The 18,421-nt window shown below is 56.6% G+C and carries 20 protein-coding genes; 11 read left to right on the top strand and 9 right to left on the bottom strand.

From position 1 onward, the window contains the following. Window positions 1-14 precede the first annotated feature (14 nt). The gene (locus AB1644_05665; protein MEW6050533.1) at window positions 15-389 is read right to left on the bottom strand and encodes a DUF4430 domain-containing protein; all 375 of its coding nucleotides are present in this window, start codon (window positions 387-389) and stop codon (window positions 15-17) included. 129 nt (window positions 390-518) lie between these two features. Between AB1644_05665 and AB1644_05660 the strand changes: the two genes are divergently transcribed. Together AB1644_05660 and AB1644_05655 are read left to right on the top strand one after the other, a co-directional pair. After that, complete coding sequence (locus AB1644_05660; GenBank protein MEW6050532.1) at window positions 519-1,394, top strand: hypothetical protein; 876 nt, start codon at window positions 519-521, stop codon at window positions 1,392-1,394. 62 nt (window positions 1,395-1,456) lie between these two features. After that, window positions 1,457-2,578 carry a PDZ domain-containing protein gene (locus AB1644_05655; protein ID MEW6050531.1) on the top strand — a complete coding sequence of 374 codons (1,122 nt, stop codon included), beginning with the start codon at window positions 1,457-1,459 and terminating at the stop codon, window positions 2,576-2,578. Between the two features lie 36 nt (window positions 2,579-2,614). Here AB1644_05655 and AB1644_05650 read toward each other — a convergent pair whose 3' ends face one another. From AB1644_05650 to AB1644_05640, 3 genes are read right to left on the bottom strand one after another with little or no spacing between them, the layout of a single operon-like run. Further along, a complete protein-coding gene (locus tag AB1644_05650) occupies window positions 2,615-3,379 on the bottom strand; it encodes an inositol monophosphatase family protein (protein MEW6050530.1) in 765 nt (254 codons plus the stop codon). Between the two features lie 36 nt (window positions 3,380-3,415). After that, on the bottom strand, window positions 3,416-4,468 hold the full coding sequence (locus AB1644_05645; GenBank protein ID MEW6050529.1) for a 3-oxoacyl-[acyl-carrier-protein] synthase III C-terminal domain-containing protein: 1,053 nt from the start codon (window positions 4,466-4,468) through the stop codon (window positions 3,416-3,418). 46 nt (window positions 4,469-4,514) lie between these two features. Further along, a complete protein-coding gene (locus AB1644_05640) occupies window positions 4,515-5,000 on the bottom strand; it encodes a DinB family protein (GenBank protein ID MEW6050528.1) in 486 nt (161 codons plus the stop codon). 117 nt (window positions 5,001-5,117) lie between these two features. On the opposite strand from AB1644_05640, the gene AB1644_05635 reads away from it, so the two are divergent. Then, a complete protein-coding gene (locus AB1644_05635; GenBank protein ID MEW6050527.1) occupies window positions 5,118-6,833 on the top strand; it encodes an NFACT RNA binding domain-containing protein in 1,716 nt (571 codons plus the stop codon). Between the two features lie 85 nt (window positions 6,834-6,918). Here the strand turns inward: AB1644_05635 and AB1644_05630 are convergent, their stop codons facing one another. Beyond that, window positions 6,919-7,449: a cytochrome c family protein gene (locus tag AB1644_05630; protein ID MEW6050526.1), complete on the bottom strand. Its 531-nt coding sequence runs from the start codon at window positions 7,447-7,449 to the stop codon at window positions 6,919-6,921. 245 nt (window positions 7,450-7,694) lie between these two features. Here AB1644_05630 and AB1644_05625 point away from each other — a divergent pair, with 245 nt between their 5' ends. The 7 genes from AB1644_05625 (at window position 7,695) to AB1644_05595 (ending at window position 14,762) form a co-directional block, all read left to right on the top strand. Continuing rightward, window positions 7,695-8,858, top strand: a complete 1,164-nt coding sequence (locus tag AB1644_05625; protein ID MEW6050525.1) for a glycosyltransferase family 4 protein — start codon at window positions 7,695-7,697, stop codon at window positions 8,856-8,858. Between the two features lie 80 nt (window positions 8,859-8,938). Continuing rightward, window positions 8,939-10,366 carry an aminotransferase class V-fold PLP-dependent enzyme gene (locus AB1644_05620; GenBank protein MEW6050524.1) on the top strand — a complete coding sequence of 476 codons (1,428 nt, stop codon included), beginning with the start codon at window positions 8,939-8,941 and terminating at the stop codon, window positions 10,364-10,366. A gap of 12 nt (window positions 10,367-10,378) precedes the next feature. Beyond that, entirely contained in the window at window positions 10,379-11,473 is a 1,095-nt protein-coding gene (gene wecB / locus AB1644_05615; protein ID MEW6050523.1) for a UDP-N-acetylglucosamine 2-epimerase (non-hydrolyzing), read from the top strand. A 177-nt stretch (window positions 11,474-11,650) separates the two neighbouring features. Continuing rightward, window positions 11,651-12,268, top strand: coding sequence for a LemA family protein (locus AB1644_05610; GenBank protein ID MEW6050522.1), 618 nt, complete (start codon window positions 11,651-11,653; stop codon window positions 12,266-12,268). A gap of 7 nt (window positions 12,269-12,275) precedes the next feature. Then, window positions 12,276-13,010 carry a TPM domain-containing protein gene (locus AB1644_05605; GenBank protein ID MEW6050521.1) on the top strand — a complete coding sequence of 245 codons (735 nt, stop codon included), beginning with the start codon at window positions 12,276-12,278 and terminating at the stop codon, window positions 13,008-13,010. A 14-nt stretch (window positions 13,011-13,024) separates the two neighbouring features. Next, window positions 13,025-13,657, top strand: a complete 633-nt coding sequence (locus tag AB1644_05600; GenBank protein MEW6050520.1) for a hypothetical protein — start codon at window positions 13,025-13,027, stop codon at window positions 13,655-13,657. Between the two features lie 73 nt (window positions 13,658-13,730). Beyond that, the gene (locus AB1644_05595; protein ID MEW6050519.1) at window positions 13,731-14,762 is read left to right on the top strand and encodes a hypothetical protein; all 1,032 of its coding nucleotides are present in this window, start codon (window positions 13,731-13,733) and stop codon (window positions 14,760-14,762) included. A gap of 127 nt (window positions 14,763-14,889) precedes the next feature. On the opposite strand, the gene AB1644_05590 is transcribed toward AB1644_05595, so the two are convergent. The 4 genes from AB1644_05590 to AB1644_05575 all read right to left on the bottom strand — a co-directional run bounded on the left by AB1644_05590 (window position 14,890) and on the right by AB1644_05575 (window position 16,963). Continuing rightward, window positions 14,890-15,210: an antibiotic biosynthesis monooxygenase gene (locus tag AB1644_05590; GenBank protein MEW6050518.1), complete on the bottom strand. Its 321-nt coding sequence runs from the start codon at window positions 15,208-15,210 to the stop codon at window positions 14,890-14,892. A 15-nt stretch (window positions 15,211-15,225) separates the two neighbouring features. Beyond that, complete coding sequence (locus AB1644_05585) at window positions 15,226-15,495, bottom strand: cytochrome c (protein MEW6050517.1); 270 nt, start codon at window positions 15,493-15,495, stop codon at window positions 15,226-15,228. After that, entirely contained in the window at window positions 15,492-16,205 is a 714-nt protein-coding gene (locus tag AB1644_05580) for a hypothetical protein (protein MEW6050516.1), read from the bottom strand. Before AB1644_05580 ends, AB1644_05585 begins: the two co-directional genes overlap by 4 nt. Before the next feature lie 257 nt (window positions 16,206-16,462). After that, entirely contained in the window at window positions 16,463-16,963 is a 501-nt protein-coding gene (locus AB1644_05575; protein MEW6050515.1) for a hypothetical protein, read from the bottom strand. A gap of 805 nt (window positions 16,964-17,768) precedes the next feature. Between AB1644_05575 and AB1644_05570 the strand changes: the two genes are divergently transcribed. Next, a complete protein-coding gene (locus AB1644_05570) occupies window positions 17,769-17,972 on the top strand; it encodes a hypothetical protein (protein MEW6050514.1) in 204 nt (67 codons plus the stop codon). The last annotated feature ends 449 nt before the right edge of the window (window positions 17,973-18,421 follow it).

Raw genomic sequence — 18,421 nt, 5'->3', positions numbered from 1 at the left:
ACCTGCTCGTCACACTATTGCTTCGTCTTGCGCAGGTGCCATCTGACGCGGTCGCCCGTACGCGTAAGCATCTTGTCGCTGGCGATCTTGGGCATCGTGTCGTTCACCGAGTACACCCAGTACGCGGCCGAGCTGTTGGCAACCGAATCGATCGACCGGACGAACATTCCCATGGCCGTGGATTTGAATTCGAGTTCATGTGAAGAGCGCAGCAGATCAAATACCGAGACCGAGTCGCGCCCCGCCAGCTCGATCACGACACTGTCCGCGGATGCTTCCGGTGGCGAGCCGGCTCTGTTCTCGTTCTGTCCGCATCCTGTGAGCATCACCGCGAGCACCAGCGCCAGCAGACAGGTGGGATGACGATGGATCAGGGGCAGGGGTGGCATGGCGGCAAGAAACGACTGTCCAGTGTCGTTGGCAAGCAAACTCTGGTTGCCAGTTTGAGTTTGCGCCCGGTTTTAACGGGCGTGTATATTGGCCGAGCGAATCGCCGTCCGCTCACATCCGGGAGGTGTATGATGGATTATGGCAGGCTTCTGAATCATTCGTGGAATCTGGCATGGCGTTTCAAGAGCCTCTGGGTTCTGGGCATTTTTGTTTCCGGCGGGGTGCCGTTCAGCATGAGCTGGCAGGATGATACCCGCACGCTCAGTCAACTCGGCGCCTCTGACGCCGTCATCCTGACACTTTTCGTGGTCGCCACGACACTTGCCACGATAAGTCTTATCCTTTATTTCCTGACCTCAGGCAGCCTTATCGACGCGGTCAACCGCATCACCCGTGGCGGCAGCTACCGCCTGGGGGAGTCGTTTTCGAATGGCTTCCATTTCTTCTGGCGTATGGTAGGGCTTGGTCTGCTGGCCTTCATGTCGATTCTGGTGGTGGTTGCAGTGTGCGCCGTCCCGGCCATACTTTTGTTTCTCGTGAGTACCGTCCTTGGAGTCATATCGCTGTTCATTCTGGTGCCCGTGGCGATAGCAGGGATTTTCGTCGTGGCCGCCGTCTATCAACTGGCGGAGCGGGTGGTGGTGGTGCGCGATAGTGTGGTTGGGGACGCCATCGATGAAGCCTGGATGCTGTTCCGCCGCCATCTCGGGCAAAACGTCATTCTTACCCTCATGTACCTGTGTATCTCGCTTGGATTTGGCATGGTGTTCATGATGCTGGCGGCGCTGGTGGCGGTCCCGTTCGTGGTGATGGCACTGACTTCGACCGCCGGACTTATCCTGGCGCTTGCATTCGGTATTCCAGCCGTTCTGCTGGTGGCGATTCTGGTCGAAGGGATCTCTGGAGCCTTCACCAGCGCCATGTATACACTGTTTTATTTCGAACTCCTCGGTTCCCCGGCGACGCCCCCGGCAACCGCGCCATCCCACGGCGTGACCGTATGAGATATTGCCTTGCCGACCGGTTGGGGTCGCTGTTATTTGCCCCCATGCCAAGATTGCGAACAATGATCGTCATCGTATCACTGGTGCTGTCGGCGATTGCGTATGCCGAGGAACCGGACTCTCTCCGACAGGACCGATCCATGTTTATACCGGAGGTCCATATCAATGACCGGGCGGTGTCTCTGCAGGCGGAATTGTATCCCGAGGTATATGCGAACGGATCGGCCGCCGGAGACATGGCCTGGGTTGCCGCCAATAGCAGTGAGTTGTCCGCTTTCTGGAACAACTTCGGGGACTCCGCCCTGGTTCTGCTGGCCAGACTGTCCGGGCTGCAGTGGCGGGAGACCGGGTTCGACATGTATCTCCTGAGATATTTCCCGACCTCAGGCTCGGCTGAGCCGCTGCTTCTGCCGATCGGCGGTGTCCGCCAGGGGTCGTTAATCGAGGCTGTGCCTGTCGGTGCGGTGTCGACATTTAACCTGATTTTCCATCTGTCCGAACGGATGCTGGCGCAGGCGACCCGCCCTGATGCCTCGGGCTTCTTCTTCGTGGCGAATCATCCCCTCATGGATCCCACGCCGTTTCGACGGCAGCAACTGGCGATGCTTCTGGCGCTGGCCGCCGGTCAGGAACTGCTGGGATCCGATTCGACCAGCGCTGCATATGAGTCCATATTCTGGCGGCGGCAATTCGCGGCTCGACCACTGTTTGAGCAATATTTTAAGACCAATTGGATATTGAAACCGGACCATCCGCTGGCGCGCTGGCTGGCCGATGAACCCGCGACCTCAGAACTCGTACTGGCCACTGCTTTACCGGAGGAACCGTCGCTCGAACGCAAGCCGCGGCGGCAATTCATCGAGGGGGTCCCGCTCAAGGGGGAATTCGGTTTCGCAGCGCGGATGAACAGCAGCAACCGATTGATTGTTGAGAAGATCGATGAAACACGATTGGCGTATCTGTGCGGCCTGCGACAGGGCGATATCATCAATCAGGTCAATGGCCGGCGGGTGGCGTCGCAGCGCGAATTGATCGAGGAGATCCTCAAGGACTTTGAATCATCAGGTGCACTGCTTCAGATTGCGCGCGGCTCCGCCAAACAAACGATCTTCCTTCGACCCACCAAATCCGCTCCAGCTACCGTCACGTCTCAGGAACCGGCTTCCGATTCAATCCGACGCTGACAACTCGGATTCATATCTCAGTGGTACAATCACCGGTTAAGAACTCATTCGGCGCATGACCGCCTGGTGCAGTCTGCCGTTGGTGGCCACGAATGATGATATGCCAAAATCGAACGGGTTTCCCTGGAGGTCGCAGGTTGCGCCGCCGGCTTCACGGATAATGCAAACAAATGGTGCGACATCGACCGACTTGATAGCCGCCTCGATCACGATGTCGAGTTTGCCGCACGCCAGCAGGTGGTACGGCCAGAGGTCGCCGAAAGCCCTTTGGCGTTTGCATGTCTGGATGAGCTCCACTATCCGCGGCTCCATGCCAATCTGCTTGAAACTGCCGAGCGAACCATAGCTGATCATGCTCTGGTCCAGTCGGCTCGTCGACGATACGCGCACGCGTTTGCCATTGAGAAATGCACCGTGCCCCTTGTGGGCCCAGAGTCGTTCCCCCATCATAGGCATATTGGAAACGCCGAGAATCATTTCCCCCTCGTGCCAAAGGGCGAGCAGATTTCCCCACAGCGGTATTTGACCGACAAAGTTCTTGGTGCCGTCGATCGGGTCGATCAGCCACATAAACTCGACCGACCTGCCGCCCTTGCGCCCAAACTCCTCTCCCAGAATGCCGTGTTCGGGAAACGCCTCACGAATGATAGCGGCAATCTCCCTCTCCGCTGTGCGGTCCGCGGCGGTTACTGGCGTGTTGTCTGATTTGAGCCGCGCACGCGGTCGTTTGTGATAGGAGGAAAGCGTGATCTTCTCGGCGACGGAAATCGCCTTCAGAGCAACATCAAGAAACTTCGACATCGATCTCCCGGAGCCGAGCGAAGTCAAGCCATGCCATCACAGCTTGACCAGCAAAGATTCCGAACAAAACCCGGGGCCGAGCGAGCTGAGAAGGCCGTGGCCCGCCCGGCCAATGCCGTTCATCCGAAGATACCGCTCCAGCACGAACAGGACTGACACCGATGACATGTTGCCGTAATCGCGAAGAACCGAGCGCGATATCGCCAGTTCACCGTCGGAGAAGGCCAGCGCCTTTTCATATGCCTCGATCACTTTGGTGCCGCCAGGATGAAAAAGCCAGGCGGCAATGTCTCCTCGCGTCAGGCCGTGCCTGTTGAGAAATCCGTCGAGATCGCCGGCGGCGTTGGCAGCCACAATATCCGGAATGCGCTGGGCAAATATCACCTGCATCCCCTGCGACACGATATTCCAGCCCATGACATCGAGCGAGTCCGGGTAGAATCGGCTCTGCGTGCCCAGGATCTCAATCCCCGGTAGCTCAACCTGGTCGCCGGCCAACAGAACTGCGGCGCTCCCTTCACCAAACAGCGCTGAGGCGACTAAATTGGACCTGGAGAAATCATCAGGCATGAATGTCAGGCCGCAGAGTTCGGTCGCGACCACCAGGACTCGTTCGGTCGGATGTCCCAGCAGATAATGGTAGGCGTGCGACAGCCCGGCGACGCCGCCGGCGCAACCGAGTCCCCATACGGGAGTGCGGCGGATGTTGGAGCGCATACCGAGCAGGTTGATAAGGCGGGCATCGATTGACGGCGTGGCCAGTCCGGTCGTATTGATGTAGATGATATAATCGATCTGGCTCGCTGAGATACCGGCCGAGGCCAGCACGCCCCTGGCGGCCGCAGCCGAGAGAGCTGTAGCGGACTCGATGTATATGTGGTTCTTCTCGTCAAACGAATGCGGCGTGCGAAACCAGTCCAGGGAGCAGGAAAAGTAGCGACTTTCGATACCGGCGCCGGAGAACACCTTCAGCAGGCGATCGATGTCCGGCAGGAATTGCGAAAAATGTTCTCGCGCGAACTGCTCGGCGGACTTCTGGTCGAACCGGTTCGGCGGTACGGCTGTATGTACGGCGCAAATTCTCGGCATGCTTCCTATACTCACGCAATACGGTCGTGTAACACCATCGCCTGTTTCATCCGAACATCCGGTCGCGGCCGAGCGCCCGCCGGATCATGGCGATCTGTCCGGCATGATAGAAATCGTGCGCGGCAAAGAACAGGACACCATCCATGGCGTTCTCATCCCAGCCCGGGCGGATAACATTGACGCGTTCGAGCGCCCCCTCGTCGCACGTGGCCACGAATTCCTCCAGGGCGGCGTGCAGCGCGTACAGCCGTGTCCGTATGTCGGCGATCGACGGGTACACCGAGATGTCGGCGGTGACGGTCGCCCCGCGCGCAAACATCTTCATCCACTCTCCCGGGTAGTCCGGTTTCACCCCCGCAACGGTAAGAGCGAATGCAGCCGTGGTGCTGATATGTCCAACCAGGAATTTGATATGATTGGGATTTCCAGGCAGACAGACGATGGCTTCCTCTTCACTGATGTCGTCGACAAGCTTCCTGATCGAGCCGTGGACGGTCTTCAGGTGTCCAAGCAGGTGCTCTTTTTTGGTCATGTATTGGTCTCCTCAGGCGACGGCAGATGCCGAGACGGCACCGCCCGGTTAGTACTTCAATATAACGATTTCCCGCCCCGATCGTGCCCGCGAGCGTTATTCAGAGCGAGATATTCTTTGTACCTTGGCGCCGCTGCGAACGGTCGCTATATTCGCGCCATGCAGACAGCGCTCCATATCACGGCCTTGGTGGCAGAATTGAAGCAGGAGATTCACGACGGACTTGTTGTCAGCACCGAGTTCTACAAGAAAGAGCGGTCCGCCTATGTTGTCATCAAGGGCCAATCTGGCCTGTGGGCGCTCGGGTTCGTCTATCACCCGGCGGGACCCGGTTTCTTTGCAGTCCCCGCCTCCAAAGTGACACCCGAGACCTCGGAAAAGCCGTGGCCCTTCTTTGAGATCGTCGGCGGCCGGATCACGTCGATCTCCCAGCGCGATACCGATCGTATATTCACCTTCACGCTGGTTCAGAACGAGAGAGTGCGCCATCTGTCGTTCGAAGCGATCGGCCCGAACGGTAACATCTGGCTCCTTGACGAGAAAGATCGGAAACTGGCGACGCTTCGCAAGCGTGAATTCACCGAGGGGGAACCGTACACCGTTGCCGCGCCGGCTGACCGACTGGCTCCTGCATCGGTAACGCCAAAGATGTTGAAGGACCGTTTCACGGCTGAAGATCCCGGTCAGCCGCTCGTGATGCTTCTGGAAAAGCAGATCGCCGGGTTCAACCGGACGCTGGCACGGGAGACCGCTCGACGGGCAGGCGTTGAGCATCTGCATGTTTCAGACCTTTCCGACGATGGCGCTGCCCGTATCAGTGATACCGTTCGAGAGATAGTCGACCGATTTCGGCGTCCGACCGCCGGGTATCTCCATTCCGTGGCCGGACACCTGGAGGCATATCCGTTCAAGCTGGCGATAGCGGGCGACACGCCGGAGAAGTTCAAAACGTTATCGCTCGCCGTGCTGGCGATGAGCCGGCGCAGGCAGACCCATGTCGAAGATGCCGATGAGCGCAAGACGACTCTGTCCCAGGTCGAGAAGGCGGTGCACAAACTGAGCCGACGCATCGAAAAACTTCAACACGATGTTCACGAGGCGGCTGACTTTGAGCGATTCAAGAAACAGGGAGAGCTGTTGCAGATAAACTTCGGCGACATCAAAAGGGGGATGACATCGCTTGCCGTGACGGACCTGTACGGCGACCGACCGGAGACGGTGAGCATTCCGCTCGATCCGGCGCTGTCAGCCAAACAGAACGTGGAATCGTATTTCAAGCGATATCGCAAAGGGCGCGAGGGGCTGCATCTGCTCAAACGTCGATTGGAGATTTCCCAAGCGGAACTGAAGGAGCTGGAACTTCTGCAGCGCGAACTTGAGGCCAATTTTGAGACCACAGCCGCCACGCATGCAACCGTCATTGCCGCGCTGCGGCCGCATGTAGTCGAAAAAGGGGAGGTGGCGCCAAGACTCCCATATCGGGAATACAAACTAAGCACGGGACTGACCATCTTCGTAGGGCGGGACGGCGCCGACAATGACCGCACGACCTTCGAATTCGCCCGGCCGTACGAGCTTTGGTTTCATGCGTCGCAATGCCCGGGGTCGCACGTGGTGATAAAGTACCCGAACAAATCGTTCCAGCCTTCAAAGGCAGAAATCGAAGAGACGGCCGCAATCACGGCATTTTTCAGCAAAGCGAAAAACGACACCTTGGTGCCGGTGGCATATACGGAGAAGCGATACGTACGCAAACCACGAAATACCAAGCCGGGGCTGGTGGTGATTGAGCGTGAAAAGTCGGTTATGGTGCGCCCGCGAAAGCCGGACTGAACCTACAGCCATTGTGGCATCGACGAAAAAAAGAGCGGCCAGATCGGGCCGCTCTCTGCTTTTCATGCAATGATATCGAAAGAGTCTACTTCTTCGCCGGCTCGGCCGCAGCCTTCACCGGATGGACTTTGTCCTTCATCGTTGCGAAAGTGAACTCTTTGAAGTTCACGTTCCCTTCCTTGGTGTGGCACTTCACGCAGTTAGCTTCGACCGGATAGATGAGGCCGGCCTCGACCGCCATCTTCTTGTACGCAGCCGGATCGGCAGCCCACTTGGCTTTGCTCATGATGGTCGGCTTTTTATATTCTGAACCGGCACCGTGGCATGCTTCACACTGCACGCCATTGAGTGCTGTCCCCTCGGCGGTGGCGCCGGTGACATGACACTTGGTGCATTCGGGTTTCGCCTGTTCTTCGGGCTTCAGCGCTTCAAACGCCTTGGCATGCTTGGTGGTCGACCAGGCCTCATACTCGGCCTTGTGGCACATCTTGCACTTCTCAGCGCCGACATACGCTGCTTTGGCTTTCTCCGCCGCCGGAGCAGCCGGTTTGTCCTGCGCCATGACTATGCATGCGGCAACCAGGACCATGATCATGATGATCAGTAGTTTCTTCATTCAGTACCTCCTACAAAAGTCTCTCGTTGTTTATACCCTTAGAAGCAAGAATCATTTCAGCCTTTTCGGATAAAGAGGATAAAACAGGCGAACATTGGTGTCAAGCTCTTCTATGGCGTCGTGCAAAAAAACATACACCGCAGAATTATTATCTTGCCATTGGGACGAGGAATTGCTACACTCACGACAATAGGAATATGCATATCCTGATAGTGACACAGCACTTCCCTCCTGAGAGAGGCGCCGTGAGGCGTCTTTTTGAGTTTGCGCGCTATTTCGCTGCCAATGGGCACCAGGTATCGGTGCTGACAGCCATCCCGAACTATCCGGACGGCATCGTGCCGCCCAAATACCGGGGCCACTTCTTCCAGTCCGAACTGATGGAGGGCGTGAAAGTGTACCGGACATGGGTCTTGGCGGCACCGAACCGGTACCCCGGTAAACGGATGATCGGTTTTGTGACTTTCCTTGTAACATCTTTGCTCAATGCCTTTCGTATCAAGGGGAAAGTCGATATCGTCCTGGCTTCAACGCCGCCCGTTAATACGCCGCTCATTGGCTGGCTTCTGAGCAAGCTTCGCCGCTCGCGGCTGATAATCGAAATACGAGACCTTCAGCCGGAATCGGCAGAGGATTTTGGCAATCTGAACCGCTCAGTGTTCACCCGGGCGCTCAAGAAAATGATGCACGGGCTGTACCGGAAAGCCGACCTGCTCGTGCCGGTGACCAATGGCATGGCGGAATATCTTGAGGGGCTGGGACTTCCAAGAGGCCGCATTGCCACTATCAAGTCAGGATTCTCAAGCGAGTTCGCTACCGCCGGATTCAACGGCATTCGAAAGAAATTCGGCTGGGAAGAAAAGTTCCTGGTGCTGTACGCCGGCACACTGGGCTGGGCGCACTCACTGGAGACCGTCATTGAAGCCGCACGCCAACTCAACGATCAACCCGATGTGTGCTTCGTGTTCGTCGGGGATGGTCAGAAACGGGATGCCCTGGAGGGAATGGCGCACGATTACGGACTGAAGAACGTGGCGTTTGTCGGTTCGCAACCGCTGGAAACCATTCCGCACTTTCTCAAAGCCTCCAACGTGTTGATACACAGTTTGAAAGATGCACCCGTGGCCAAACGGGGCGTGCCATCCAAGCTGTACGAATACATGGCCTCCGGCCGTCCGATCGTGTTCGGCTCGCGCGACAGCGAAGCGATCAGCGAACTGGAGAAAGCGGGTGGTGCGCTCTGGTTCCCGCCCGATGAGCCCAACCGCCTTGCCGATATCGTCCTGCAGTTGAGATCCGGGGAGATCGATGGGGACAGCCTGGGGAGCCGGTACCTGACGTACGCCACCAAGCATCACCGCCGCGAGCTTTGGGCGCGTAAATACCTCGATTTGCTCGAGACCCTCTAACCTTATCTTTTCAGCCCCTTTCGTTCCGCCGCTTATTTCCATATATTCGGTCTGCGCATGACCATTGACTGGAGGCTTGCATGAGCACATCACCGGTAGCACCGGCCGTAGCCGACAAAGTACGCATAGCTGATCTTCCTCGTTTGTTGATCGGTGCCGATACGGTCGTACCGACCTTGCATGGTCCCCGGCCATACATCAATTTCGACAACGCCGCGTCGACGCCTACATTTGTGCCGATCGCCGATGCCGTCAACTCGTTCCTTCGCTGGTACTCGAATGTCCACCGGGGCACCGGATTCAAATCGCAGTTGTCGAGCTGGATATTCGAACGGTCCCGCGATCTGGTAGCACGGTTCGTCGGTGCCGACTTGAGAGACCAGGTGGTAATATTCACCAAGAATAGCACTGAGGCCATCAATAAGCTGGCCAACCGGCTGCCGCTTGAGCGCGGAGATGTGATCCTTACCACGCTGATGGAGCACCATTCCAACGAACTGCCGTGGCGACGGGTCGGGCGGGTCGAGCACGTGGGGACGAACGACGACGGCACAGTCTGTAAGGAGCACTTTCTCTCGCTTTTGAAGCGTCACGGCGCCAAGGTGAAGCTGGTCGCGATCACCGGCGCATCGAACGTCACCGGCTATATCAACGACCTCGATTTTTTTGCTCGCGCCACACACGATGCCGGCGCGAGGATCCTGGTCGATGGCGCCCAGTTGGTGCCGCACCGGCCGGTCAATATGAAGCCGCACGACCCCGAACACCGGATTGACTATCTGGTGTTCTCCGGCCACAAGATGTATGCGCCGTTTGGCGTAGGGGTGCTCGTAGGAGACAAGCGGACATTTGAGCAGGGAGAGCCGGATGCGGTCGGCGGGGGCGTGGTCGATATCGTGACGCTCGAGGATGCCTACTGGACCGACCTTCCGGAGAAGGAAGAAGCCGGCACGCCGGACATTATCGGCGTGGTGGCTCTTGGCAAAGCGATCAAACTGCTCGAATCGCTCGGTTGGGAAGCGATCATCGAGCACGAGTCCAATCTCACCGCCTACGCCTTGACCGAGCTGGAAAAAATATCCGCGGTTAACCTCTTCGGCGATACCGACCCCGCCAATGCCCGCAATCGCCTTGGCGTGATATCAATGAACGTGGGGAATCTGCCGCACGCGTTGGTGGCGGCGATCCTGAGCTATGAGGGGGGAATCGGCGTACGGTCCGGCTGTTTCTGCGCGCACACCTACGTGAAGACGCTCTTGAGAGTCGGCGAGAGGGAGGCGAAAGAACTGGAAGACCAAATCCGTTCACGGGACCGCTCGAATATCCCGGGTACTATCCGCATGTCGTTTGGGCTGTACAACACCAGGTCCGAAGTTGACACATTCGTGACGATGATCCGCAAGATCGCTTCCGGAGACTACTACAAAGGGTACCGCCTTGACCGGGAGAAGGGGGAATATTATCCGCCGGAGTTTCATCTCCCATTTGAAGACTACTTCCGACTGTAGGCCGCGCCATACGTGAGCTCACGCAGGAAGATCGTCACGGTCGTGGGGGCCCGACCACAGTTCATCAAAGCGGCCATGGTCAGCCGTCGGATCGCGGCTCACCCAGAACTTCGTGAGGTCATTGTCCATACCGGGCAGCACTTCGATAACAACATGTCGGCGGTGTTCTTCGAACAACTGGGGATACCGTCGCCTGCATACAATCTTGAAGTCAACTCGCTCAGTCACGCCGCCATGACGTCGCAGATGATGCTCAGGCTGGAACCAGTGCTGACTGCGGAGAAACCGGATATCGTGTTGGTCTATGGTGACACCAATTCGACACTTGCCGGGGCGCTCTGTGCGGCCAAGTTGGGCATACCGGTGGCGCATGTCGAGGCTGGGCTGCGCAGTTTCAATCGAAACATGCCGGAGGAACTGAATCGAGTAACGACCGACCATCTGTCGTCTCTGTTGTTCTGTCCTACCGATACCGCAGTCCGAAATCTTCGCCAGGAAGGCGTGGAGCAAGCGGGCGCCCGGATCGTGCAGTGCGGCGATGTTATGCTCGATGCCGCCCGATTCTATGGTCAATTTTCCGCAGAGCATTCCGACATCATCAAGCGCCTAAACCTCCGACAGTTTGCGCTGTGTACGCTGCATCGCGCCGAAAACACCGATGACATAAGCCGGCTCACTTCGATCGTGGAGGCACTGGAGCAGATACACCGGGAGACGCCGGTCATTCTGCCGCTTCATCCGCGGACTCGTCGAGTGCTGTCGGAGCATGGGCGCCCGCCCGCCATAACAGTGATTGAACCGGTCACCTATTTCGATATGCTTGAACTGCTGAAGGCGTGCAGTATCGTGTTGACCGACAGCGGCGGGCTTCAAAAAGAAGCGTATTTTTTCGGCAAACCGTGCGTGACCTTACGCGATGAAACGGAATGGGTTGAGCTGGTGGAGTGCGGGGCCAATGTTGTTTCCGGAGTCGATTCGAGCGCGATTCACTCGGCAGTTCGCTCGATGATGAACCACCGTGCCAACTTTTCGAGGTCGTTCTATGGTGATGGTCATGCCGCAGAGCATATTATGAAGGAGTTGTCAGTAGTCGGGCCTGTTGCGTAAGGTCCTGGCATCCGCCGCCAGGCGGATGATGTGACCTGACGCGCTTCCCCTTTCCCTTGACTCCGATTTTAGAAACATCCTATCATTGTCAACGTATTTGTCCATCTGACAGACAGATTCGACAGCCCGGCGGCAGGAATGTCGTCCGAACGCTTGTCGTCATGAAAGGAGACGAATGTGAAAGTTTTTCTGGCCATTCTTGCGGTGTTACTGCTGGTCGTGATCGTCCTCGGCGGCGCCATCTGGAGCGCGCGCGGCGGTCTGATCGACCGTTCACAGGGTGTCGATGAAAAGTGGGGACAGGTGCAGAACGTCTACCAGCGTCGGTTCGACCTCGTGCCGAACCTGGTCGCCAGCGTGGATAATTTCATGCAGCGCCAGCAGCAGACCCTCACCGATGTTATCGCCATGCGGCAGCGGGTGATCGACCTCAAAAGCGCGGCCGAATCCGCTCTCAACAGTGGCAACCCGCTTCTTTTGGACTCGCTCGCCGGGCAGCTTTCGCGTCAGTTGAATTCGTTCATCAATGTGGTCGTGGAGCGGTACCCCGAGATCAAAGGGGACCAGATGTACAGCGACCTGCTGGTGCAGCTCGAAGGGACGGAGAACCGGATTGCGCAGGAGCGCCGCGTGTACAACGAGGTCATCCGCGAGTACAACGTCTATCGCCAGAAGGGCGTCATGGCGTTGATCGCCGGATCGATCTTTGGCTTCCCCTACGAAAAGGCGTTTTTTGCCGCCGATGTTGAAGCGCAGAAAGCGCCCAGCGTGAAAGATGCATTCAACAACAAGTAGCCACTTGTTGGTCCGGGCATTTCTGGTTGCATCGGTGGCGCTGTTGCTGCCGGCACTCGCTCTCGGAGTTGCCATTCCTGCCTACAAGGGACCGGTCACTGATCTGGCCGGTCTTCTGAGTGCTGGGGACAAGCAGCAGCTCGAGACCAAGCTGCTTGACTACCGAACACAAAGTACCAACGAGATCGGCGTGCTGATTATGCCGAGTCTCGATGGAGAGCCGCTCGAAGATTTCGCCCACGATGTGTTCAAACAGTGGGGGATCGGCAAGGCGGCCAAAGATAACGGCGTGCTCTTGATCATCGCGTTGGAAGAACGTCGTGCTCGCATTGAAGTCGGCTATGGTCTTGAGGCTGAGTTGACCGATGCCGAGAGCGGGCGGCTGGTCAACCGCAATTCGCCGATGTCGCAGCGGTTTCGGCAGAAGGAATACGCAGGCGGGATTGATGTCGCCATCGACGGCATCATCATGGGGATCGGCGGCGAATACAAGCCTCCGGCGCTTGGTGACAAGTCCGAAGATAACGATAAGCAAACGCCCCGCGTGCTCGCTCTGCCCGGACTTCTGTTCCTGTTCTTTCTCGTCATGGCGCTGCGCAAAGCGCGGCGATTTGGCGGCTGGCACACTGGCTCGTTCGGCGGCGGATTTGGCGGCTTTAGCGGCGGTGGTTCAGGCGGAGGCGGCGGGTTCAGTTTCGGCGGTGGTTCCTCGGGTGGCGGCGGCGCCAGCGGCGGATGGTGAGGGTGGAATACGATATGCCCACGTTAGTTGACAAGTATTTTTCCGAGGCGGACCTGGATGCCATCCAGCAGGCCGTGACGGCAGCGGAGAAGAAATCCAGCGGCGAATTGGCTATCAAGCTGGCCCCGCAGTCTCGGTCGTGGCTTCTGGAGCGGGTCGTTGTATCGAGCCTGGCAGCCGTCGTTTGTCTGGTAGTGTCACTGTACCTGACCAAAGAATCGAACTGGGGGACCTATCTCAACTTCACCCAGGGGGCACTCTGGAGCATTATCGGTTTTTTAGCCGGCTACTTCGGGCTCGGGAAGCTGCTTAAGAGCGAAAGCCGACGCCGTCGCGCGGTCTGGAACAATGCGCTTCACCTATTCTATAAGCTCAAACCGACTCGCGGGCATACCGGCGTGTTGATCCTGGTATCGCTCGAAGAAGAACAGGCGGCGGTTATTGCCGACGTCGCCATCGCGACCAAGGTCCCCAAGGACTACTGGGACGAGCCGCATGCCATGATCATGGAAGGAATCAGGGCCGGTCGCCACGCCGAAGGAATGGTCCAGGCCGTCACTGCAATCGGTAATGAGCTGGCGCGTTTCTTTCCGCACCATGATGACGACCGCAACGAGCTGCCGGATCGTCCGCAGATTATCGAATAGTCGTCCGGATACGTTCGCCGCCCCCGATTGCTTTGAAGTTGAAGTTGGTGCCGTGCCGCCGTAGTTTGGTGCCATGACATTCCTCGTCCGAATCTGCATACTCTCCACCATACTCTTCGTTCTGGCATCCTGCACTGTCGGCGCCACGCCGTATCCGGACACCACTCGGGTCAGTGAACTTCAGACCATTCAGCATTTCGTTTTCAACGACCAATTCCAGCAGGCAGACTCGGCATGCGCCGTCTATTGTGCGACCTATCCGGATGATCCGATCGGCTACTTTTTCAACGCCGTCACACTAATGGCCGAAATGATCGATCAGGAAGAAGAGATCTCGCCGCTTCGGTACGACAGTCTCCTGGACCGAGCCGAGGCGCTGGCGAACGAAGGATTGGTCTCGAGTGATCGACAGTATCGCTCCTGGATGTATCTGATCCGTGGGCACGTGAAAGCGTACCGGTCCATCTATGCCTCTCGCTTCGGTTCGTTCACGTCGGCGGTTCGGCTGGGACTCGGAGCCAAAGGGGAATACATGAACGCGCTGAGAGAGGACAGCGCCAACTACGACATCTACGCCGGGCTCGGTTCCTACCATTACTGGAAATCGGCCAAGGCCGGGCTGCTTAGGTGGCTCGGCTTTTTCCGTAACGACAAATCTCGCGGCATTGCGGAATTGTCACTGGCCGTCGATTCTTCTCGCCTCTCTCGTGAGATCGCTCGCAGCTCGCTGATTTGGATCTGGATCGACCGCGAGGAGCGTGACTCAGCCATTGCGGTCGCTCAAGAAATGATCGCCCGGTATCCTGAAGGGAAATCGTTCCACTGGCCGCTCGCGCAGGCGTGGTTTGAAGAAAAGGAGTTCGGACGCGCTCTGGAGACGTACGCCATTCTGCGAGAGCATCTTAAGAACGACCCCGGCAACTACTACAACCTGATCGAGTGCGATGCCGCCATCGTCCGTTGTCTCGAATCACTCGAGCGCCGGGATGAGGCCCGCACCGCCGCCGCGCGATTGTCAGAATATATCGATCAGATGCTGCAGAAAACTCGTCGGCGACAAAAAGGGGAGATCGGCTACCTCAGGCGAGTCGCCTCCGGCAAGTGAGTGAGGCAGTCATGCCATTCTGTTCAGTTGCAGCTTCTCATGACAAACACCGGAACCGCTAGCCACAGAATTCCCTTGAGGGCGAAGAACAGCAGCGCCCCCCACCCGAATCGGCAGAGCCACCGCTTCATTCAGCGATCACCTCGTACATGATGAACCGAGAATTCATCGGGGGCTCTTCAGCCGCCTCCTTGGCTTTCTGTATATCATCAAAACCTCGACAGTGTCCGCGCCAGAAGGCGTCCGAGCGCGACCAGGCCTGAAACGATTCCCGGTTCTCCCACTCACTTTGCACCAGGTACGGCTCGCCGGCGGTAGTAGGACGTAAAACTTTCATTCTGATGAAACCGGGCATCTCGTCAATCGCCTGAACCCGAGATGCAAGCAGTTCTTCAAAGCGCTGGCGGTAGTCCGGTCTGCAGGTTATAAAATTAATCGCTACAAACATCGAAACTTCCTTGGCCTAATTCGAAGCTCTCAGATACTCCGTTATCTGCGCAATTGTCTCTGGAGAAAGTTTCGCCTTCTCACCATACCGCCGGACCAGCGCCGGCCACTCCTCATCGGTCTTCTTCGATGGTTTCGGCAGCGAATGACAGGTCTGGCAACTGCGCCGGAATGCCATTTCACCGGGCGACTTCTCCTCGCCGGAGCCGGTTGGGCCGCACGCGATCATTAGCAATGAGACTACCGCTGCCGCGCATGCGGCATGAATCAATCGTCCGGTTCTCACAACCCAACTCCCATAAGGAACCTGACACGGGCGTCATCGCTGTCATCTGTAATCCCCCAGGCGTATCCGACCGTGTAATAGATCTCACCGGAAGCGAATGAAATAGTTGGTCCGAAATACGACGAGGTCTCGTCATCGCCGGCGTCGATAAATTCGTGACGACTCGTTGACTCGATGCCGACTGTCCACTTGTATGACAATTCGTACGACAAGCCGGTATCGAATCCAAGTTCGTGCTCGGCTTCACCCGGCGCCCAGAAAACCTCGTACACCGGATTGAGCGCCAAATTGACGCGGTCGAAATCGCGCGCAAGCAACAGCTTGAATTCCGCCTTGTTTGGCTCTTTCAAATCGATCTTTCGATTGTACTCGACATACGCCGTAGCCGCGAACGGAAGGCGCCCTGCTTCCGCTAGACGATACCGCCCGCGAATCTGGAGTGCATCCCACTTAAATGATCCCCCTTCCTTCTGCGAAAATATCTGATAGATGGCCAGGTCAGCACGAGGGGAAAGGCCATGTTCGATCTCGATTCGATACTCCCAACAGTCGTTCTCCGCCAACTTCGTGGTTTGGTACAGCTCAAGCTCACTGGCATCGGCCGCAATTGTTTGGGTCCCGTAGGCCCAGACGTACTTGCGACGGTCCGCTTGGCTTGAAGCTGCCGTGATAAGAGTGAGTGTTGCCAGCGCGATAAGGGTGGTTTTCACACGATCCTCCTGATTTCAATAAGCGTAACTAAATGAAAATGATTTTCATTTTCATTTGATAATTGGGAGGAAGTTTATCTGCATTTCCCTAAGCTGTCAAGCGTATTTTTCTGAAAAGTCTGGAGTTAAGGTGCCAGAGCTGTCTTTTCAGACAAATTGTTTCCAGTTGGCCCTTGGCTAACAGAGAGTTAGGGGCGTAGGGTCGGCTGATCGGCCAACTTGGTTCGAATTTTTGAAATGTCCTTAGTAAGTATCAATCAAAGGCCGATCCCAACGAGAAATTGAAGTTGCGTGTCATCACCGTCGTCAGTCAATGCCCGCAGGTACCCGACCAGAAAGCTGATCCCTTCAGCAGTAAGCCCGATTGTTGGACCAAAATGCGACTCTGTGAGCGATGGATCCGAGTTGGCGAATTGATGTCGAGTCGTCGATTCCACTGCAATGCTGAAGCTCTCGGAAACCTGAACTCCTATACCGGTGTCAAATCCAGCAATTGTTACAGGGCTGCCTGGAGCCCAGGTCATTCCATATACAGGATTTAGGGTGACGGCGACCTTATCGATTTGGCGAGACAAAATCAACCGGGCTTCAAGTTGATTTGGCGCCGTAAGGGATAACCGGCGACTGTACTCTACTCGCAACGATGCATCCACCGGCGAGCGTCCAGCGCCAACGATTTGAAATTGCCCGTGAATCTGGAATGCGTCCCACTTGATAGGCTCGTCCTCCTGTTGCGTGAACACTTGTGCGATCGTCACACAGGCCCTCGAGGAAAAGCTGTTGATGAAATTGATCCCGTACTCGAAACTTCTCGTACCAGACACACCGGTAGTATGATGCAGCTCCAAGTCCGTGCAATGCGGGTGCATCCCTTCGGACAAGTCAATCCAAAGAAACTGGCCAATTGCCTTCGGGCACGAGGTGGCGATAATCAAGGAGGTGGTAGCGACTGTCTTCTGAAACGTGCTCGTATCTGACTCCCAATATCAAAATCTCTCGATGACAAATGAAAATGATAATCATTTTCACTTCAGTATCGGGGGCAATTTTATCCTCATTCCGAAGTTGTGTCAAGCGATTTTTTTATCAAGGAGTCTATGGCGGGTGGTGAAGATGCCCCGATTCTGGGGTGCCTTGCAAGGAGGGAGGCAAGAACGACTTCGGTGCTCCTTGGTCCAATTCGACTGGCGTTAACCGACTATTTCATAGGGGAAATGATACAAATAAAAACCCCAGGCAGGTTGCTCGGCCTACCTGGGTGGACGATATTAGGTAATCCACAGAAAGAGTAACACTTTCCGATTGCACGAGCAAGATAACCATTATCCCATAGCTGTCAAGCGAAAAAAACAGGATTTCCACAAAAAACTTTAGCCGCGGAGAGGCTGGGATTGGCACACGACCGACCGGCCAGGAACTGTTGAATCGGAGACCCTTACGGATTTGGAGCAACCCCCTATGTACCTGGCCAAACTCAATGCTGGTGGTACCGGCACCCGAATGCTGTTGCCCGACGTTCGACAACGTGCCCAAGGTGCGAGGTCCAATTAGCGGCATTTTGTAATGTCGGGCGTCTCCGCCCGACACCTGGGCGAATCACGAGGCAGCAAGGCCGAGACGCCTGACGGCACAGCACCTGTTCAGGTGCCGATTGTGCCGGATGGATTTTTCGGACTTCGCACCCAAGACAAAGACTTCTTCTGCATGCTGGAAGTTGACCGGGCGACCGCCCCATTAACCAGAATCCGGACAAAGCTGGAAGCGTAACTGGATTTCTGGCAATCGAAGTCGTTACTCGCTGGCCTCAAGATTCCGACGTTTCGACTTCTCTGGATCACTTCGAGTGAGCAGCGGCTTCAAAACCTCCTGCAAGTGGTCCACGACTTAGCCGACACAAACCCGCGAACTGACATCGCCTTTCTGACCACGCAGGATCACGTCCAGCTTGACCAGCCGGAGCATATCTTGGGGAAAGTCTGGCAGATTGTTCACAGGACAAAAGTACTGCCGGCCAGCCCGTTCCCCACCATTCCTTTTGAACGCTCGCGATCGCACCAGGTAAATCACCAGTGTGCGAACCAGAAGCCTGAGCTAGTGTCCTGTATCTAACGCTTCTTTACATTTGGATATTTTCTTCATGATGGCCTCGACCGAGGCGGTCCAGACGAAGGCCTTGGGGTGCTGGTTGTGGGAGTCGATGTAATCACGTATAGCTC

This window comes from Candidatus Zixiibacteriota bacterium, assembly GCA_040753875.1.
Taxonomy (GTDB): domain Bacteria; phylum Zixibacteria; class MSB-5A5; order GN15; family FEB-12; genus DATKJY01.
Note: the sequence above shows the minus strand (reverse complement) of the source record. Positions and strands in the feature narration are given on the sequence as shown.

Bases quoted from the DNA above. Each gene is read 5' to 3' on its own strand.
- AB1644_05665 (MEW6050533.1), bottom strand. From the start codon at position 389: ATGCCACCCCTGCCCCTGATCCATCGTCATCCCACCTGTCTGCTGGCG.
- AB1644_05660 (MEW6050532.1), top strand. From the start codon at position 519: ATGATGGATTATGGCAGGCTTCTGAATCATTCGTGGAATCTGGCATGG.
- AB1644_05655 (MEW6050531.1), top strand. From the start codon at position 1,457: ATGATCGTCATCGTATCACTGGTGCTGTCGGCGATTGCGTATGCCGAG.
- AB1644_05650 (MEW6050530.1), bottom strand. From the start codon at position 3,379: ATGTCGAAGTTTCTTGATGTTGCTCTGAAGGCGATTTCCGTCGCCGAG.
- AB1644_05645 (MEW6050529.1), bottom strand. From the start codon at position 4,468: ATGCCGAGAATTTGCGCCGTACATACAGCCGTACCGCCGAACCGGTTC.
- AB1644_05640 (MEW6050528.1), bottom strand. From the start codon at position 5,000: ATGACCAAAAAAGAGCACCTGCTTGGACACCTGAAGACCGTCCACGGC.
- AB1644_05630 (MEW6050526.1), bottom strand. From the start codon at position 7,449: ATGAAGAAACTACTGATCATCATGATCATGGTCCTGGTTGCCGCATGC.
- AB1644_05620 (MEW6050524.1), top strand. From the start codon at position 8,939: ATGAGCACATCACCGGTAGCACCGGCCGTAGCCGACAAAGTACGCATA.
- AB1644_05600 (MEW6050520.1), top strand. From the start codon at position 13,025: ATGCCCACGTTAGTTGACAAGTATTTTTCCGAGGCGGACCTGGATGCC.
- AB1644_05595 (MEW6050519.1), top strand. From the start codon at position 13,731: ATGACATTCCTCGTCCGAATCTGCATACTCTCCACCATACTCTTCGTT.
- AB1644_05590 (MEW6050518.1), bottom strand. From the start codon at position 15,210: ATGTTTGTAGCGATTAATTTTATAACCTGCAGACCGGACTACCGCCAG.
- AB1644_05570 (MEW6050514.1), top strand. From the start codon at position 17,769: ATGTCGGGCGTCTCCGCCCGACACCTGGGCGAATCACGAGGCAGCAAG.